Source organism: Streptomyces sp. NPDC048461 (assembly GCF_055587105.1).
The window spans coordinates 468,369-484,280 of the sequence record NZ_JBVJGW010000004.1 but is presented as its reverse complement, the minus strand read 5'-3'; the positions used below and the strand labels follow the sequence as shown (position 1 = coordinate 484,280).

The window sequence follows — 15,912 nt, the reverse complement described above, 5'->3', positions numbered from 1 at the left end:
AGCACCTTTCGCCACAGAATCGGATCAACAACCGCAAAGTTCCGCCGATTCCACCACCTCTCCAGCCACAGGCGCGACATGACGGTTCGTCAGCCGCTGTGCGGAGAGCACCCCTTCGACCACGTACCGTTACGGACCTTCGTCCCGCGGCACCACCGGCACGGTCCGCCGGCGCTCCGGCTGCCCCTGCGCCGGCCGTCCCACCGCGAGCAGCGCCATGTCGTCCGTCGCGCCGCCGCCCGTGTGCCGCCGCACGTCGCTGCCGAGGGCGCTGAGGAGCGCGTCCGGCCCGGGGAAGACCCGTCCGCGCAGCCGCTCCGCCGGGTCGTAGAAGACCCCCGCGCCGTCCCTGGCCTCGGTCAGCCCGTCCGTGAACAGCAGCAGGGTGGTCCCCGCCGGGAAGTCCCATTCCTCCGCCCGGTCCGGCCACCCCCCGAGCTCGCCCAGGCCGAGCGGCAGGGCCGGATCCGCCGGGGCCAGGACGGCCAGTCTCCCGTCCGCGTGCAGCAGCAGCGGCTCCGGGTGGCCCCGGTTCACCAGCCGCAGCACCTCCGCCCCCGGGGGGATCTCGCCGAGCACGCACGTGGTGAACCCCTCCACCGCGTCCAGACTGTCCCGCCGGGTGCCCTCCCGGGCCAGCGCGCGCTCCAGGCGCCGCGCCACGCCCTCCAGCGTCGGCTCGCTCTCCGCCGCCTCCCGGAAGGCCCCCAGCACCACGGCGACTGCCTCCACCGCCCCCAGCCCCTTGCCGCGCACGTCCCCCACCGCCAGGCGCACGCCGTACGGGGTGTCCTGGACGGCGTACAGGTCCCCTCCGATGAAGGCGTCGGCCTGCGCGGCCTCGTACGAGGCGGAGACGTGCAGCCCGCCGATCCGCTCGGCCGGGGTCGGCAGCACCGCCCGCTGCGCGGCCTCGGCGATGCCGCGCGCCGAGGCGAGCGCGGCCCCGCTGCGCCGCACCACCTGGTTGATCAGGAGCGCCAGTCCGGCCACGGTCACCACGGTGGCCAGCTCGGTCATCGCCTCGACCTTCCACGTGGTGCCGTTGTGGAGGTGCAGCAGGACCACGGCGAGCGAAGCCAGCACCCCGGTCAGCGCCGTGGCCAGGAGGCTGAACAACGGCGCCGCGATCAGCGGCGCCGCCGTGAAGAAGGGGGACCCGGTGAAGCTGGGAGGGGTCATCACGTCGAAGAAGAACCCGAGGGAGATCAGCGCGGCCGGCAGCAGCCGGACCACCCGGCGGGCCGTGCCGTTCCCGGCACCGCCCGCGCGCTCACCGCCGTCCCGCTGGCCCAGCCCCGCCACGCCGCTCTCCTGCCGCCCGGTCCTCGCACGGGTGCGGGCCGCCGCCGCCTCCCCCTCAAGGCTGTCGCCCCGGACACCCCCGGGGCGACCCGGCGGCGGCCGATCGGGTGACGGCGGCCCGACGGCCCCCGGGGCGGGAACACGACGAAGGCCCGGCTCCCCAAGGGGAACCGGGCCTTCGTACGGAGTAGCGGGGGCAGGATTTGAACCTACGACCTCTGGGTTATGAGCCCAGCGAGCTACCGAGCTGCTCCACCCCGCGTCGGTAAACACAACTCTACGCCATCGGGACGGAGGCACCGGCCAATTAACCTCGCGCCAGCCCCCAAGAGCGACATCACCGCAGGTCAGAGCCTTGCAACTGGCCCGAAGGCCGGCAATTCCGGGGAAATCCGCAGGCCTTTCCGCACCCCCGGGCCTCCCCCAACAGCGGTGAAAAGCAGGGCTGTCGGGAACTTCCCCGCGGCATCACCGAGTTGCGGGCCCGCGGACAGCGCTGTGGCCCGCCCGGATCCCGGGCGGGCCACAGAACGAGCACGTCAGAACGCCCCGGCTGACGCCGCGACGAGTAGGCCATGTCGGACTCGAACCGACAACCAACGGATTAAAAGTCCGCTGCTCTGCCAATTGAGCTAATGGCCCTCCACGCGCTCACCCCAGAGCATAGCCGGAGAGCGCCGGTCAGCCGATCGGGTATCCCGTGCCCGGCCTGTCGGGCGCCCGCCCGCCACGGCCCGGGCGCCGCTCCGGACGGACGCGACAGGGCCCCCACGACAATGTCGTGGGGGCCCTGTCAGGCGCTCAGTTCAGCCGGTTCGGCCGAGCCGGGCCGGGATCAGCCGTTGCGCTTCCAGCGCGGCTTGTCGTCGCGGCGGCCACCGAAGGAACCGGTGGAGCCGGTCGAACCGGAGCCGGACGGACGGTTGTCGTCGCGGCGGCCGTACGGACGGTCGCCGGCGCCGCCGGAGCGGAAGCCACCGGAGGACGGACGGTCGTCACGGCGGAAGCTGCCGCCGGTCGGGCGGTCGTCGCGGCGGAAGGTGCCGTTGCCGGTCGGGCGGTCGCCGCCGGAGCGGAAGCCACCGGAGGGACGGTCGCCCCCACGGTCATCGCGGTTGAAGCCACCCGAGGGGCGGTCGTCACGGCGGAAGCCGCCGGACGGACGGTCGCCACCACGGTCGTCACGGTTGAAGCCACCCGAGGGGCGGTCGTCGCGACGGAAACCACCGGACGGACGGTCGCCACCGGAACGGAAGCCACCGGACGGACGGTCGCCACCACGGTCATCGCGGTTGAAGCCACCCGAGGGGCGGTCGTCGCGACGGAAACCACCGGACGGACGGTCGCCACCGGAGCGGAAGCCACCGGACGGACGGTCGTCACGGCGGAAGCCGCCGGACGGACGGTCGCCACCACGGTCGTCACGGTTGAAGCCACCGGACGGACGGCCACCGCGGTTGTCGCGGTCACCACCGCGGAAGCCGCCTCGGTCACCACCACGGTCGCCACCGCGGTAGCCGCCGCGGTCACCACCGCGGTTGTCACGGCGCTCGAAGTTGCCGCGGTCGTCACGCTGGGCGCGCTGCTCCTCGCGGCGCTCCTGCGCGGCCAGTTCGGCGGCAGCGGCAGCGGCGGCAGCCGCGACCTCGGCCTCGGCGGCCTCGGCCACCTCGGCGACGGCGGCCTCAGGGTCCTCGCCGCGCTCGCGGGCGGAGCGGGCGACCAGGCGGTCGGCCTCCTCGCGCAGCTCGCCGGCACGGCGGGTCAGGCGCTCGAGCTGCTTGGTGAGCTCGGCGACCTCGCGCTCGGCCTGCTTGGCGGCGTTGTTCGCGGAGTCGGCCTGGACCTCGGTGAGCGAACGCGCACCGGTGATCTCGGCGACCTCCGGGTCGAAGGCGCCGACGCCCTGGACGATGTGGCGCGTGGCGTCGACGCCAGCGTCCTCCATCAGGCGGAAGATCTGGCGGCGCTGGTGCGGAAGCGCCAGCGACACGACGACACCGGACTTGCCGGCGCGGGCGGTACGGCCCGAGCGGTGCAGGTAGTCCTTGTGGTCGCCGGCCGGGTCCACGTTCAGGACGAGGTCGATGCCGTCGACGTGGATGCCGCGGGCGGCGACGTCGGTGGCGACGAGCGCGTTGACGTAGCCGTCCTTGAAGTCGGCGAGGACGCGGGTACGGGCACCCTGCGTCATGCCGCCGTGCAGCGCGTCGGCCTTCACGCCGGACTCGACGAGCTGCTCGGCGATGCGGTCGGCGCCCAGCTGGGTGCGGACGAAGATGATCGTGCGGCCCTTGCGGGCGGCGATGGCGGCCGTGACCGGCGCCTTGTCCTTCGGCTTCACGACGAGGACGTGGTGCGTCATGGTCGTGACGTTGCCCTGGGCGCTGTCGACCTCGTGCGTGACCGGGTTGGTCAGGTAGCGCTTGACCAGGGTGCCGATCTCGTTCTCCATGGTGGCGGAGAAGAGCATGCGCTGGCCGCCGCCGGGGATCTGGTCGAGCAGCTCGGTGACCTCGGGCAGGAAGCCCAGGTCGGCCATCTGGTCGGCCTCGTCGAGGACCGCGACCTGGACGTTCGCCAGGGAGCAGGCACCGCGGTTGATGATGTCGCGCAGCCGGCCCGGGGTGGCGACGAGGACGTCGACACCGCGCTCCAGGGCGAAGATCTGGTTGCTCATCGACGTACCGCCGCAGACGACCTTCATCTTCAGGCCGAGCACGTCGCCGTAGGGCTGGAGGGCGTCCGCCACCTGCATGGCCAGCTCACGCGTCGGCGTGAGGATGATCGCGCGGGGCTTCTTCTTCTCGGTGTGGCCACCGGCCAGCGAGGCCAGGGTAGGCAGACCGAAGGAGAGGGTCTTGCCGGAGCCGGTGCGGCCGCGGCCGAGGATGTCCTTGCCGGCCAGGGCGTCCGGGATGGTCGCGGCCTGGATCGGGAAGGGGGCGGTGACGCCGTTCTGCGCGAGCTTGCGCACGATGCCGTCCGGCAGACCGAGGTCGCTGAAGGTGATCGTGGGCTCGGCGTCGGCGTCGTCCTCGCCGTCGAAGTCGTCGGCGGAGTCCTCGAAGGCCTCGTCGGACTCGTCGTCGGTGTTCAGGTCGGTGCTGTTCACGTCGGCCTCAAGGGCCTCGATGATCTCGTCCGCCTCGATGGCCTCAATGGCCTCGGTGACCACGAGGGCCTCGGCGTCGACGATCTCGTTGGAGTCGTTCTCGGGCATGACGGAACGGTCAGAACTGGAAATGGACATGCGAAATGCGAAACCTTCCGGAGTCTCGGCACGCGCCCAAACTCCGTGAATCGCAAATCGACCGCCTCAATGCGGTCAGCCACGGTTGGGGAGAGTACGCGCCACACGGCGCTCTTCGGAGTCGGCGCCGGGCAATGGGATCAAACGATCTATAACCATACGCACCCTCCCCCGGGTCTGGCAAGTCACCCCGTCGAGTACCGCCCTGAACTGCGACGATCCCGTTTCCGGGAGGGCCTGCCGACGCGGCGGCAGGAGCTCCGCGCGGGCTACACCTGCGGCTGGGGCTGGGTGCTGGGCTCCGGTTCCGGAGTCGGCTGGGCCGACGGCGGCGGAGTGGGTTCCGTCACAGGGGGCGTCGGCTTCGGGGGCTCCGGGGTCGGGCTCGCCGGCGGCTGGCCGCCGCCCGAACCCCCCGATCCGCCCGAGCCGCCCGGCGGGGGCTCCTGGGGGCCCTGGCCGCCCGCGCCGCCGCCGGGTCCCGCCGACGGGGAGGGCGCCCCCGGCGCGCCGCTCGGGGCGCCGGGGCTCGGGGTGGCCCCGGTCGCGCCGGAGGCCTTGCCGTCCTCCTTGGCCTTGCCGTCGCGGGTCCCCGTACCGTCCTTGACGCCCTGTCCGTTGCCGTGGACGCCCGAACCGCGGCCGGTGCCGGAGGAGCCGCCAGACGCGGAGCCGCGGTCGGCCGAGGAGGAGGGCCCGGGCTTGGCGGCGTCCTCGCCGACGCTCATGCAGCCCGCCGAGGCCGCGACCGCGAGCGCGGCGGCGGCCAGGCGGAGGGATGCGGACAACTGGCGCACGGGGCACCTCCGGGGCATGGGTGATGAGGTGATGAGCAGTCCGCATGTGCGGGTCAATGTGCCCAACTCCCTTTGACCCGCAAGGGACACGCCCGCGCGCACACCCGCTGCGCGCGGGCCGCCGGCGGCCTCAGGCGAACAGCTGCCGCGCCACCTGCGACCCGAGGTGGACGGCGCCCAGCCCCACCAGCACCGAAGCGCCCACGTTCGCCGCGGCGAGGAAGGTCCGGCCGCGCTCGGCCAGCCGCAGCGTCTCGTACGAGAACGTCGAGTACGTGCTCAGCGCCCCGCACAGCCCGGTCCCCAGCAGCAGGTCCAGCCGCGAGGAGGAGGCTCCGGCCAGCGCCGCCCCGGCCAGCGCGCCGAGCACCAGGCAGGCGAGCGCGTTGACCGTGAAGGTGCCCCAGGGGAACAGCGTGTCGTGCCGGGCCTGCACCGCCCGGTCGGTCAGGTACCGCAGCGGCGCGCCGACGACCGCGCCCGCCACCACCAGCAGCCAGTTCACCCGGCCCCCCGGACGGCCCGCCGGGTCAGCGAGGCAGCTCCCCACACGGCGCCCAGCGCGGCCACGACGGTGAGCCCGGCGTACGCCAGCGCGGTCCCCGCCTCCCCCGCGTCCAGCAGCCGGGAGAAGTCCAGGGCGTAGGCGGAGAAGGTGGTGAATCCCCCGAGCACCCCGACCCCGGCGAAGGGCCGCACCAGCGGGTGCGCCGCACGGCCGCCCTCGGCGATCAGCACCATCAGTACGCCGATCAGCGCGCAGCCGGCCGCGTTGATCCAGAAGGTCGCCCACGGGAAGGCCCCGGGCCCGGCCGGCCACAGCAGCGCGACGCCGTACCGCGCCGACGCCCCGACCGCCCCGCCCGCCGCCACGGCCGCGAGGACCCGGCCCTGCGGCTCGGCGCGCTGGGCCGGCACGCGCAGGTCGACGTCGGGATCGACCGGACCGCCGCCGTGGCCGTCGTGGCCGTCGCCGCCGTCGCAGCCGTCGCCACCGGGGACCGGCCCGGTCACCCGTAGCCCAGCTCGTGCAGGCGGTCGTCGTCGATGCCGAAGTGGTGGGCGATCTCGTGCACCACGGTGACCTCCGTCTCGGCGACCACGCTCTCCCGGTCCTCGCACATCCGCAACGTGGGGTTGCGGTAGATGGTGATCCGGTCGGGCAGCACCCCGGCGTACCACTCGCCGCGGTCCGTCAGCGGGGTCCCCTCGTAGAGCCCCAGCAGCTCGGGGTCGTCGGCGGGAGGTTCGTCCTCGACGAACACCGCCACGTTGTCCATCAGCCGCGTGAGCTCAGGCGGGATGCGGTCCAGGGCCTCTGCGACGAGCTCTTCGAACTCCTCGCGCGTCATCTCCAGCACCGGGCCATTGTCCCTCCGGAGGAAACCGTTTTGGCGATAGCTCCCCGGATCCCATATGCTTCTGACGTCCCCGACGCGCTGAGAAGTGCCCGGCGGGCCTTTAGCCCTCATCGTCTAGTGGCCCAGGACGCCGCCCTTTCAAGGCGGTAGCACGGGTTCGAATCCCGTTGGGGGTACGCAACACCATGTGCGAGACTTGTTCTCGCACAATGCAAGGACCTGTGGAGCAGTTGGTTAGCTCGCCACCCTGTCAAGGTGGAGGTCGCGGGTTCAAGTCCCGTCAGGTTCGCTGAAGCCGGAAACGGTTTCGTGGCTGGGTAGCTCAGTTGGTACGAGCGATCGCCTGAAAAGCGATAGGTCGCCGGTTCGACCCCGGCCCCAGCCACCACAGGAAGGCCCCGTCCTCGGACGGGGCCTTCCGCCGTTACTGCACCTCGGCCCTCTCGGCCTCCTCGGCCGTCTCCGTCGCCCCGGCCGCCGGCCGTGTCCGGCGGCGCCACCGGACCAGGCCCGTGACGGCCGCCCCGGCCGCGACCAGGCCGAGCAGCGCCCCGTCGGGGACGCCGCCGGCCAGCGCGCGGACGCGCTGCTCCACCGCGAACGAGTCGTCGACGTCCAGCAGGCCCGGCAGCGCGCTCGCCCCGTCGTAGGCCAGGAACAGCGCGCCCAGGGTGATGAAGAACAGCCCGGACAGCAGCGAGGTCGTGTGCAGCGAGAAACGGCCCGCCGTGAAGGCCCGCCCCCGCAGCCAGCGCCGCCGGCCGAGGTCGAACCGCTCCCAGAGCAGGGCCATCACGAACAGCGGTACGGCCATCCCCAGGGCGTAGACCGCCAGCAGCAGGCCGCCGTAGGCGGGGCTGCCGCTGACCGCCGCCACCGTCAGGACGCTGCCGAGGATCGGGCCGGCGCAGAAGCCGGCCAGCCCGTAGACCGCACCGAGCGCGTACACCGACAGGGCGGTCGTCGGCCGGATCCGCCCGGACAGCTCGGAGACGCGCTGGGAGGCGAAGCCGAGGCCGAGGATCTGGGCGAGGCCGAGGACGATGATCAGCCAGCCGCCGGCGAGGACCAGCGCGTCGCGGTTGCCGTGGAAGAAACGGCCCGCGTACGAGCCCGCCGCGCCCAGGGGCACCAGGGTGGTGGCCAGGCCCGCGTAGAAGATCCCGGTCCGGGCCAGGAGCCGGGAGGCCGAGTCGATCGAGTACGCGAAGAAGGCGGGCAGCAGCAGCGCGCTGCACGGGCTGAGCAGGGCGAGGAGGCCGCCGAGGAGGGCGGCCAGGTATCCGATGTCGGTCACTTGCGGGCCGCCGCCCCGGCCTTGGCGATCGCGGCGTCGAAGACGGCCGGCGGCTGGGCGCCGGCGATCGGCTGCCCGTTGACGAGGAAGGACGGGGTGGAGGTGACGCCGATGGAGTAGCCCTCCTCCCGGTCCTTGGCCAGGGCGGCCGCGGCCTGCTCGCCGGCCGCGTCGCGGGCGAAGCGCTCCAGGTCCGGGACGCCCGCCTGGCGGGCCAGCTCCAGGAGTCGGGCCTCGCCGAAGCCCTTCTCCTTGGAGCCGTCGGCGTACGCGGCGGCGTGGAAGGCGGCGAACCGGTCCTGCTGCCCGGCCGCCCAGGCGGCCCTGGCGGCCGCCTCGGACTCGGCGCCGAAGATCGGGAAGTTGCGCCACTCGATGCGCAGGGTGCCGTCGTCGACGTACTTCTTCACCAGGGCGGGCTCGACGTCGCGGGCGAACTTGCCGCAGTAGCCGCACTTGAAGTCGGAGTACTCGATCAGGACGACGGGCGCGTCGGCGCGGCCGACGGCGAGCTTGTCGCCGGAGTCGCGGCGGGCGAGGGCCTTCAGCGCGGCGGCGGGGTCGGCCGCGGGCGCGGAGGCGGCTGCCGCGGGCCCGCCGGAGGGCTTGTCCGCGGGGGCGGTGGCCTGCCAGCTGACGACCCCGAGGGTGAGGGCGGCGAGCGCGACGCCGGCGGCGTACAGCAGGGGCTTGCGCGAGGAAGAGGACGCGGAAGAGGGCATGCGGGTGCTCCAGGACTACGGGTGGGGTGATGGCCGGGCCGGGGGAACCGGGCCGGCCTAGACCCGCAGTACGGAGAGCTCCACCGGGCCGGGTGCCTGCCGGTCGGGCCCGCGTACGGGGACCCGTGCGGGCGCCGTGCCGTGCGGCCGGGGCTCCTCGGGCGCCGGCCGGGCCGCCGGGGCCTGGGCGTGGTCGGACCCGGCGCGCGGCGGCACGGCGGGGACGCCGTCCTTGCCGGGGGCACCCGGGTCGCAGACGGGCCCCCGGTCGCCGGCGGCCGTCACGAAGGCGGCGCCGGCCGCATCCGGGAGGACGGCCGGCACGACGGCCGGCACGACGACCGGGGCGGTGTCCACGGCAGCGGCGGCAGCGGCGGCCACGGCCGGCGCGGGGCCGGGGGCCGCCGACGGGCCCGCGAGGACGCCCAGCAGCATCGCGAGTGCGGCCGCCGCGAGGCACCACACACGGCGACGGCGGGACACAGTGGGCTGCCTCTCACTCGCACGACTGGGGTACTCGTCCCGAAATGGTACGGGGAGGGGCACAAATGCGTTCGCCACCCGGCCGCCGCGGGTGAGATCCTCGACCAGGTATGTCTACTTCCTTCGCCGCCCTGCAGACGCTTCTCGGTGAGATCTCCCTCCGTGACGCGCACCGCCTCGGCCGCCGCCTCGAGGGCGCCCGCCGCATCCGCAAGCCCGAGGCCAGGCAGGCCGTGCTCGACGAGATCGCAGCGGAGGCCTCCAAGGCCGCCGAGCGGCTCCTCGGGCGCGCCTCGCGGATGCCGGAGGTCACGTATCCCGAGAACCTGCCCGTCAGCCAGAAGAAGGACGAGATCGCCGAGGCGATACGCGACCACCAGGTCGTGATCGTCGCGGGCGAGACCGGCTCCGGCAAGACCACGCAGATCCCCAAGATCTGCATGGAGCTGGGCCGCGGCGTCCGGGGCATGATCGGGCACACCCAGCCCCGCCGGATCGCGGCCCGCACGGTCGCGGAGCGCATCGCGGAGGAGCTGAAGTCCGAGATCGGCCAGACGGTCGGCTGGAAGGTCCGCTTCACCGACCAGGTGGACCAGGACGCGACCTTCGTGAAGCTGATGACGGACGGCATCCTGCTCGCCGAGATCCAGACGGACCGCGAGCTGCGCGCGTACGACACGATCATCATCGACGAGGCGCACGAGCGGTCGCTGAACATCGACTTCCTGCTCGGCTACCTCGCCACCCTGCTGCCCAAGCGCCCCGACCTCAAGGTGATCATCACCTCGGCGACCATCGACCCGCAGCGGTTCTCCCGGCACTTCGGGGACGCTCCGGTCGTGGAGGTCAGCGGCCGCACGTACCCCGTCGAGGTCCGCTACCGCCCGCTCCTGGAGGAGGAGGGCGACGACAGCGACCGGGACCAGATCACCGCGATCTGCGAGGCCGTGGACGAGCTCCAGGCGGAGGGGCCGGGCGACGTCCTGGTCTTCCTCTCCGGCGAGCGGGAGATCCGCGACACCGCGGACGCCCTGAACAAGCGGAACCTGCGCTTCACCGAAGTCCTCCCCCTGTACGCGCGGCTCTCGCACGCCGAGCAGCACCGGGTCTTCCAGCAGCACACGGGCCGCCGGATCGTTTTGGCGACCAACGTCGCCGAGACCTCGCTGACCGTCCCGGGCATCAAGTACGTGATCGACCCGGGCACCGCCCGGATCTCCCGCTACAGCCACCGCACCAAGGTGCAGCGCCTCCCCATCGAGCGCGTGTCGCAGGCCAGCGCCAACCAGCGCAAGGGCCGCTGCGGCCGCACCTCGGACGGCATCTGCATCCGGCTCTACTCCGAGGACGACTTCCTCTCCCGGCCGGAGTTCACGGACGCCGAGATCCTGCGGACCAACCTGGCCTCCGTCATCCTCCAGATGACCGCGGCCGGCCTCGGCGAGATCGAGAAGTTCCCGTTCATCGACCCGCCGGACCACCGCAACATCCGCGACGGCGTCCAGCTCCTGCAGGAGCTCGGCGCGCTGGAGCAGGGCGAGAAGTCCGCCGAGGGCAGGAAGGGGCAGCGGCTCACGCCGATGGGCCGCCAGCTGTCCCAGCTTCCCGTGGACCCGCGCCTCGCCCGCATGGTCGTGGAGGCCGACAAGAACAACTGCGTCCGCGAGGTCATGGTCATCGCGGCCGCCCTGTCCATCCAGGACCCGCGCGAGCGGCCCTCGGACAAGCAGACCCAGGCCGACCAGAACCACGCCCGGTTCAAGGACGAGACCAGCGACTTCCTGGCGTTCCTCAACATGTGGCGCTACGTCCGCGAGCAGCAGAAGGAACGCGGCTCCTCCTCGTTCCGCCGGATGTGCAAGCAGGAGTACCTGAACTTCCTGCGCATCCGGGAGTGGCAGGACATCTACTCGCAGCTGCGCACGGTCGCCAAGTCCATGGGCATCCACGTGAACGAGGCCGACGCTCCCGAGCAGGTCATCCACGTCTCGCTGCTGGCCGGCCTGCTGTCGCACATCGGCCTGAAGGACACCGACAAGAACGAGTACCTGGGGGCGCGGTCCGCCAAGTTCGCGATCTTCCCCGGCTCCTCGCTGTTCAAGAAGCAGCCGAAGTTCCTGATGTCGGCGGAGCTCGTGGAGACCTCGCGGCTGTGGGCCCGGGTCAACGCCAGGGTGGAGCCCGAGTGGGTCGAGCCGCTCGCGCAGCACCTGCTCAAGCGCACGTACAGCGAGCCGCACTGGGAGAAGGACCAGGCGGCCGTCATGGCGTACGAGAAGGTCACGCTGTACGGCGTGCCGATCGTCGCCCAGCGGAAGATCAACTACGGCCGGATCGACCCCGAGGTCTCGCGCGAGCTGTTCATCCGCAACGCGCTGGTCGAGGGCGACTGGAAGACCCACCACAAGTTCTACGCCGACAACCGCCGCCTCCTCACCGAGGTGGAGGAGCTGGAGAACCGGGCCCGGCGCCGCGACATCGTCGTGGACGACGAGACGCTCTTCGACTTCTACGACCAGAAGATCCCCGACCACGTGGTGTCCGGGGCGCACTTCGACTCCTGGTGGAAGCACAAGAAGCACGAGGAGCCCGAACTCCTCGACTTCGAGCGCGAGATGCTGCTGACGGAGAAGGCGGCCGGGGTCACCAAGGCCGACTACCCGGACTCCTGGCACCAGGGGCAGCTGAAGTTCCGGGTGACCTACCAGTTCGAGCCGGGGGCGGACGCGGACGGCGTGACCGTGCACGTCCCGCTCCACGTGCTGAACCAGGTCACCGACGCGGGCTTCGACTGGCAGATCCCCGGGCTGCGCGAGGAGGTCGTCACCGAGCTGATCCGCTCGCTGCCGAAGCCGATCCGCCGCCACTACGTGCCCGCGCCGAACTTCGCGGGCCGCTTCCTGGCCACCGCGGTGCCGCTGCAGGAGCCCCTGCACGTGACCCTGGCGCGCGAGCTCCAGCGGATGGTCGGAGTGCCGGTCGCGGCCGAGGACTTCGACCTGACCCGCATCCCGGACCATCTGAAGATCACCTTCCGGATCGTCGACGAGCGGCGCAGGAACCTCGCCGAGGACAAGGACCTGGAGGCCCTGCGGCTGCGGCTGAAGCCCAAGGCCCGCCAGGCGCTCTCCAAGGCCGCCGCGGCGACCGCCGAGCGCGCGGGCGGGGAGTCCGTGGAGCGCTCCGGGCTGACCGACTGGACCATCGGCACGCTGGCCAGGGTCTTCGAGACCCGGCGGGCGGGCCAGCCGGTGAAGGCGTACCCGGCGCTGGTGGACGAGGGCGGGTCCGTCTCCGTACGGCTCTTCGACACCGAGGCGGAGCAGCAGCAGGCGATGTGGCTGGGGACCCGGCGGCTGATCCTGCTGAACATTCCGGTGAACCCGGCGAAGTTCGCCTCGGACCACCTGACCAACCAGCAGAAGCTGGCCCTGTCCCGGAACCCGCACGGCTCCATCCAGGCGCTGTTCGACGACTGCGCGACCGCGGCGGCCGACCGGCTCATCGCCGCCCACGGCGGCCCGGCGTGGGACGAGGCGGCCTTCCGCAAGCTCTACGAGGCCGTCCGGGCCGACCTGGTGGACACGACCGTCCGCGCGGTCGGGCAGGTGCAGCAGGTGCTGGCCGCCTGGCAGGCCTGCGAGCGCCGGCTGAAGGCCGTGAACAGCCTGACCCTGGTGGCGAACCTGCAGGACGTCAAGACGCAGCTGGCGGCCCTCGTGCCGGCCGGTTTCGTGACGCTCACGGGCCTGCGGCGCCTGGGAGACCTCATGCGCTACCTGGTGGCGGTGGACCGGCGATTGCAGCAGATGCCGACGGGCGTCCAGCGCGACACCACGCGGATGCAGAAGGTCCACGAGATGCAGGACGAGTACGCCTGGCTGCTGGAGCAGTTGCCGAAGGGGCGGCCGGTGCCGGCCGCGGTCACCGACATCCGCTGGATGATCGAGGAACTGCGGGTCAGCTACTTCGCCCACGCGCTCGGGACGGCGTACCCGATCTCCGACAAGCGGATCGTGAAGGCGGTGGATGCCGCGGCCCCCTGATCGGGTTCGACTGCACCCCTTGAGCTGCTGTACAGTCTGTTTCGCAGCCGGGTGATCGGCAGCCAAGCAAGGACCTGTGGAGCAGTTGGTTAGCTCGCCACCCTGTCAAGGTGGAGGTCGCGGGTTCAAGTCCCGTCAGGTTCGCAGTGACGTCAGGGCCCGTATCCCCCAGGGGATACGGGCCCTGACGCGTTGGCGGGGTGCGCCCCGGGGAGGGCCTTGGGAGGCCCCCTGGGGCGCCCGGAGGGCCACGGGCGCCCCAACTGCCCCGGGCGCCGCCAGGCGCCCCGTACGCGGCCCGACGGCCCGCACACGACCCGGTTGCCCGCACACGACCCGGCGACCCTCGCGCGGGCACCCGGCCGGCCCCGGCCACGGCCCGGCCACAGAATCCCCCGTTCGCATGATGCGCTTCGCGCGGGACCTCCCCTTACGGGGTGCAATGCCGGATGTACAAGAGTGATCATCTGTGACGGGAGTCACCGTACGGGTTTTTGAGACGCGTACTTTTATCGCACCCCTACGCGCCCTCGATTTAATATGTGCAATGGCACCTACCGCTCTCCGCGCCCCGCTCCCGCCCGATACCGCCCTGACCTGGGCATAAAAAAATCGCGCTGGACCCGGCGGAGTCCAGCGCGATCGACGACCGGTGAACCTGTTGGGGCAGGTTCGGTCGCATGAAGCAAAGTGGGTTTCATCGGATTGGGGGACCCGAATACGACCCGTTAAAGCAGGGGTGCTGCGGAACCTCAGGCCTCGCTGCGCTGCTGCGGAATTCCCGCAAGCAGTGCGCGGACCTCAGCCTCGCGGTAACGGCGGTGTCCACCCAGGGTGCGGATGGACGTGAGCTTGCCAGCCTTGGCCCAGCGGGTGACCGTCTTCGGGTCCACGCGGAACATCGTGGCAACCTCAGCCGGGGTCAGCAGCGGCTCGGCATCAGGGGTGCGAGCGGTCATGAGCGGCCTCCTCGGGAGAACCGAACCATCTCGGTTCTTTCCTCTAAATTCTGCACCTTGGCCCGCGGTGCCCGAAATGGACATACGCGGGCCGAGTCGGTTATAGGACGAACGGCTTGTCCTCGGCACTACAACTACACCATCCGTCCAGCCCCAAGGGCCAAACCGACGGAATTGCCCTCCGAGGTGTTCATCAGCGGCGGAAGCCGATGGACCGCCCCATAACGGACAGTCACCCCACTGTGACGATCAGTCACAGAGCGATCAGGAGTCGTCAGACCCCCCGTAGAGCGCAATGCCGAGCATTCCGCCCTTAGTTGGACGGAAGGAACCCTCCCCGGACTCCTTGTCCTATTTTGGCACGAGGGTAGGGGAAGGGCGCAAGGGTGTAGATAGTGCGGTCCGTCACGCTTGGGCCAATGGCCCGTATCGGGACGAAGGTCCTGGCACTACGTCCCAAATCTCACGATCAGGGCTCTGATCAGGCACTTATGGCCGATCGACCGATAGACAGCGGTACGTGCGCCCGCCTCAGGGTCGAGATCCGGCCGTTGCGCCTACTTCCGGCCTAATTCGCGAAAAGCCGCTCCCGCACCGCCCTCCAGCGCTCCGCGAGCTCCTCGTACGCCTCGACCGCGCCCTCGCCGTCCCCCGCCCGCAGGGCGTCCAGGCCCGCCGCCAGGTCACGGGCCGAGCGGTCGCCCGCCAGCCGGTCCGCCGGCAGCGCGTGCAGCAGCCCGGCGTAGTCCAGCTCGACCATGGAGCCCGGGTGGAACTCCTCCAGCCAGCTCCCGACCTCCACCAGGCCGTCGGCGAGCATCCCGTACCCCTCGGCCTCCCGCAGGACCCGCAGCGCCCGCGCCAGGCGCCGGCGCGCCTGGACCATCGGCGTCCGGTAGCGCAGCCGTTCGCCCGGCACGTACTCCCGCTCCTCGTCCGCCACCAGCACGAACCAGCGCAGCGGCACCTGCCACACCCCCGTACGGATCCACGGGCGGGCGTCCGGGTTCCGCTCGCGCCAGCTCTCGTACGCGTCGGTGGCCCGGCGGCGCTCGTCCGGCGGGAGCGCCGCGTCCAGCACCGGCAGCGGGAACCACTCCACCAGCTCCTGGAGCGCCAGCCAGCCCCGGAGCCGGGTGCGCCAGGGGCAGACCAGCAGCACCCCGCCGACCTCCGCCGTGAAGGCGTCGGCGCTCTCCTGCGCCGGCACCCCCACCACGGGCACCCGTACCAAGTCGGCCAGCGACCGGCGCAGTTCGTCCTGGGCCGTCGGGCTCACCCCGCGCCGGGCGTAGTCGGCCCAGTGCGCGCGCTCCGGCTCGGGGAAGGCGGCCAGGGGCTCGTAGACGCGCAGGTAGGAGGCGTACGGGACGGTCGGCGCCGTGCGGGCGGCGGGCAGCTGGGGCTCGGGGGATTCACTCACGCCCTCGTACCTCCCCCCTTTGCGGGCCCGGTTCACCTCCCGGGCGCCGGCGGCGTGGCGGACGGGTGCGCGGACGGGCCCCGGGCCGGGGCGCGGGCGGGTGCGCGGGCCGGTGCGCGGGCGGGCGGAACGCCCCGCGCACGGGGGTCCGTACTCCGGGAGGGTTCCGATCCCCGGACAGGTCGCCTCAGCGCGCCCCGCAGGTCTTACGCTGCTCCCAGCACGCCCTCCCCCACCCGCAGGGCGGGCGTCATCCCGCCGCATCT

Annotated in this window: 12 protein-coding genes and 6 tRNA genes; 5 read left to right on the top strand and 13 right to left on the bottom strand. The window is 72.2% G+C overall.

The genetic code is table 11. The annotated features are described in order from the left end of the window. Nucleotides 1–129: 129 nt before the first annotated feature. The 8 genes from ACZ6S8_RS10445 to ACZ6S8_RS10410 all read right to left on the bottom strand — a co-directional run bounded on the left by ACZ6S8_RS10445 (nt 130) and on the right by ACZ6S8_RS10410 (nt 6,716). Nucleotides 130–1,305, bottom strand: coding sequence for a PP2C family protein-serine/threonine phosphatase (locus ACZ6S8_RS10445; RefSeq protein WP_469454284.1), 1,176 nt, complete (start codon nt 1,303–1,305; stop codon nt 130–132). Between the two features lie 188 nt (nt 1,306–1,493). Further along, nucleotides 1,494–1,567, bottom strand: a tRNA-Met gene (locus ACZ6S8_RS10440). Nucleotides 1,568–1,874: 307 nt separating this feature from the next. Beyond that, a tRNA-Lys gene (locus ACZ6S8_RS10435) sits at nt 1,875–1,947 on the bottom strand. 193 nt (nt 1,948–2,140) lie between these two features. Beyond that, nucleotides 2,141–4,558 carry a DEAD/DEAH box helicase gene (locus ACZ6S8_RS10430; RefSeq protein WP_469454282.1) on the bottom strand — a complete coding sequence of 806 codons (2,418 nt, stop codon included), beginning with the start codon at nt 4,556–4,558 and terminating at the stop codon, nt 2,141–2,143. Nucleotides 4,559–4,827: 269 nt separating this feature from the next. After that, nucleotides 4,828–5,346 carry a hypothetical protein gene (locus ACZ6S8_RS10425; protein WP_469454280.1) on the bottom strand — a complete coding sequence of 173 codons (519 nt, stop codon included), beginning with the start codon at nt 5,344–5,346 and terminating at the stop codon, nt 4,828–4,830. Nucleotides 5,347–5,485: 139 nt separating this feature from the next. After that, nucleotides 5,486–5,860: a fluoride efflux transporter CrcB gene (gene crcB / locus ACZ6S8_RS10420; RefSeq protein WP_469454279.1), complete on the bottom strand. Its 375-nt coding sequence runs from the start codon at nt 5,858–5,860 to the stop codon at nt 5,486–5,488. Then, nucleotides 5,857–6,369, bottom strand: a complete 513-nt coding sequence (locus tag ACZ6S8_RS10415) for a FluC/FEX family fluoride channel (protein WP_469454277.1) — start codon at nt 6,367–6,369, stop codon at nt 5,857–5,859. The genes crcB and ACZ6S8_RS10415 overlap by 4 nt, the downstream gene beginning before the upstream one ends. Continuing rightward, nucleotides 6,366–6,716, bottom strand: a complete 351-nt coding sequence (locus tag ACZ6S8_RS10410; RefSeq protein WP_266935388.1) for a metallopeptidase family protein — start codon at nt 6,714–6,716, stop codon at nt 6,366–6,368. Before ACZ6S8_RS10410 ends, ACZ6S8_RS10415 begins: the two co-directional genes overlap by 4 nt. Before the next feature lie 103 nt (nt 6,717–6,819). On the opposite strand from ACZ6S8_RS10410, the gene ACZ6S8_RS10405 reads away from it, so the two are divergent. From ACZ6S8_RS10405 to ACZ6S8_RS10395, 3 genes are all read left to right on the top strand, one after another. After that, nucleotides 6,820–6,892, top strand: a tRNA-Glu gene (locus tag ACZ6S8_RS10405). A 39-nt stretch (nt 6,893–6,931) separates the two neighbouring features. Then, a tRNA-Asp gene (locus ACZ6S8_RS10400) sits at nt 6,932–7,005 on the top strand. Between the two features lie 22 nt (nt 7,006–7,027). Beyond that, nucleotides 7,028–7,104 (top strand) — tRNA-Phe (locus ACZ6S8_RS10395). Between the two features lie 36 nt (nt 7,105–7,140). On the opposite strand, the gene ACZ6S8_RS10390 is transcribed toward ACZ6S8_RS10395, so the two are convergent. The 3 genes from ACZ6S8_RS10390 to ACZ6S8_RS10380 are packed head-to-tail and all read right to left on the bottom strand — an operon-like array spanning nt 7,141 to nt 9,218. Continuing rightward, nucleotides 7,141–8,013 (bottom strand): cytochrome c biogenesis CcdA family protein, encoded by an 873-nt coding sequence (locus tag ACZ6S8_RS10390; RefSeq protein WP_469454275.1) that lies wholly within the window; start codon nt 8,011–8,013, stop codon nt 7,141–7,143. Beyond that, complete coding sequence (locus tag ACZ6S8_RS10385; RefSeq protein ID WP_469454273.1) at nt 8,010–8,735, bottom strand: DsbA family protein; 726 nt, start codon at nt 8,733–8,735, stop codon at nt 8,010–8,012. The genes ACZ6S8_RS10390 and ACZ6S8_RS10385 overlap by 4 nt, the downstream gene beginning before the upstream one ends. Nucleotides 8,736–8,792: 57 nt before the next feature. Then, the gene (locus tag ACZ6S8_RS10380) at nt 8,793–9,218 is read right to left on the bottom strand and encodes a hypothetical protein (RefSeq protein WP_469454271.1); all 426 of its coding nucleotides are present in this window, start codon (nt 9,216–9,218) and stop codon (nt 8,793–8,795) included. A 110-nt stretch (nt 9,219–9,328) separates the two neighbouring features. On the opposite strand from ACZ6S8_RS10380, the gene hrpA reads away from it, so the two are divergent. Further along, nucleotides 9,329–13,264, top strand: a complete 3,936-nt coding sequence (gene hrpA / locus ACZ6S8_RS10375; protein ID WP_469454269.1) for an ATP-dependent RNA helicase HrpA — start codon at nt 9,329–9,331, stop codon at nt 13,262–13,264. A gap of 70 nt (nt 13,265–13,334) precedes the next feature. Then, nucleotides 13,335–13,408: transfer RNA gene (locus tag ACZ6S8_RS10370), tRNA-Asp, on the top strand. Between the two features lie 608 nt (nt 13,409–14,016). On the opposite strand, the gene bldC is transcribed toward ACZ6S8_RS10370, so the two are convergent. Further along, complete coding sequence (gene bldC / locus ACZ6S8_RS10365; protein WP_003949541.1) at nt 14,017–14,223, bottom strand: developmental transcriptional regulator BldC; 207 nt, start codon at nt 14,221–14,223, stop codon at nt 14,017–14,019. A gap of 568 nt (nt 14,224–14,791) precedes the next feature. After that, entirely contained in the window at nt 14,792–15,646 is an 855-nt protein-coding gene (locus tag ACZ6S8_RS10360; protein WP_469454267.1) for a DUF8083 family protein, read from the bottom strand. Nucleotides 15,647–15,912 lie beyond the last annotated feature (266 nt).

Bases quoted from the DNA above. Each gene is read 5' to 3' on its own strand.
- ACZ6S8_RS10430 (WP_469454282.1), bottom strand. From the start codon at position 4,558: ATGTCCATTTCCAGTTCTGACCGTTCCGTCATGCCCGAGAACGACTCC.
- ACZ6S8_RS10385 (WP_469454273.1), bottom strand. From the start codon at position 8,735: ATGCCCTCTTCCGCGTCCTCTTCCTCGCGCAAGCCCCTGCTGTACGCC.
- hrpA (WP_469454269.1), top strand. From the start codon at position 9,329: ATGTCTACTTCCTTCGCCGCCCTGCAGACGCTTCTCGGTGAGATCTCC.
- bldC (WP_003949541.1), bottom strand. From the start codon at position 14,223: ATGACCGCTCGCACCCCTGATGCCGAGCCGCTGCTGACCCCGGCTGAG.